We start from the raw sequence: 1585 nt of genomic DNA, 5'->3' as shown, positions 1-1585 counted from the left end.
ATTATAACACAATCTGAAGTAGCGGTTATGGTGGTTTCGCCTATGTTGAAGCTTAGGCTATTATCTGTATTGATAGTATAATCACTTTGTGGTTCTAGCATTTACCTGTAATTGCCCTATCTAAACATATCGATAAGATTATGCCAAAACACATGATTTATTTTTTCAGAAATCAAATAAATATTTAAATTTACGCCCAAAGATTCTAAAAAGTTTATAAATCCATTTTCGTCCTCAAAACTTTCTCTAAAAAAATTCATTTGTTGTTTATCTAAAAACTTATCTGCATTTTGTATGATTAGTGCCACTTCTTTGTATCCCATTGCCCTTAAAACACGAAGTCGCTTCATTGCTTCACGCCAATCAGATGTAAAATTTTCTAAATACCCTTCTAATTCTTTTTCATCGTCAGTGTTGTTGATTTTTTCTAAAATCTGCGTGAATCTTTCTTGCTCTAGTTTGAGTCCCTCAATACTAAGTAGCATAAAATCAAATAAATTCTTTATACTTCCCCCATCAAAACTAAAAATATACGCTTCTTTTAAGATATGTTTTGGAATTTCATCTTGATTTCGGATTGTGTGTATTTTGTTCTTGCTATTTTTACGCACATTTCTCCAGCTTTCATCAAAACTACTCCAACATTTTATGACATCATCTATGATTTTTCTAGTTTTTTGTCCCGCAAAGTTTGCTTTAAAATACAGCAATTCCTCATCACTAAAAGATTCTAAAGTATAAAATACATCTTGCTCTATATTCGTATCAAGGTAATTTGGGTCTAAATGTGTAATACGTTCTAGGGAATTAAAGACTTTTTGTAAATTCTGTGTATTTTTTAGCCCCAATTGTTCTCTTATATAGGGATTAAGCACATTTGATATAAGCAAATAATGGCTTAATTCATTGACATCATTATCCCACATATCAAGCTCTTGCAAATATTCCCTTTCTAAATAGGGAAATTCTTTTCTAAAATTTTGGTGCAATTCCTCTCGTGTCATATTCAATCCTTAAAGATTCTTTAGGGCATCGTATAAATCTTGTGCCAATTCTTGTATCAATTTTATCTCATCATCACTAAGCTTTATTTTACCTTGCTTATGCTTTTTTAGCAAATTTTCTAAATTTTTTATTCTTTGTTTTGCTTTGGTTCTGTGTTTAAAATTTTGTATCATTTCTCTTTTGCTTAATCCGCGTCTCAATAAATCATTAAACTCTATTCTTAACATATCCGCAGTTCCTCCGTCCCCTTTTGTTGCTGTCTTTCTGTAAAGCTCTTCTACTGTGTTTCTCAAATTATTTTGTTTAACTCTTTTAAGTATAAGGTCTCTAGGTTTTTGTTTTGTTAAAAAAGCATAAATTTGTATTGTTGTCTTTTTAAATCTATTTTTGAATCTGATAATAACTTTATACAAAGTGCTTACATTCCTAGCTTTAAGTGGCAGTGAAGTTATTGTTTTTGTAGAGTGCTCTCCCAACCTACCTACTTTTCTAAATGCAAAAATTTTTAATGGCGTATAATCTAATAAATCAATACTGCTCTCTTCAAATTCTGCAAATATAAACTCTTCTTTGCTTATCT

The 1585-nt window shown here is 30.2% G+C and carries 2 protein-coding genes; both read right to left on the bottom strand.

Features of this window, described 5'->3' with window-relative positions; genetic code table 11:
* Positions 1–116: 116 nt before the first annotated feature.
* Complete coding sequence (locus HCCG_RS11180; protein ID WP_002957659.1) at positions 117–1004, bottom strand: hypothetical protein; 888 nt, start codon at positions 1002–1004, stop codon at positions 117–119.
* 9 nt (positions 1005–1013) lie between these two features.
* The coding region (locus HCCG_RS12330; protein WP_034548626.1) for a hypothetical protein at positions 1014–1585 on the bottom strand (572 nt) is incomplete at its 5' end.

It is taken from the genome of Helicobacter cinaedi CCUG 18818 = ATCC BAA-847, assembly GCF_000155475.1.
Lineage (GTDB): Bacteria > Campylobacterota > Campylobacteria > Campylobacterales > Helicobacteraceae > Helicobacter_C > Helicobacter_C cinaedi.
Note: the sequence above shows the minus strand (reverse complement) of the source record. Positions and strands in the feature narration are given on the sequence as shown.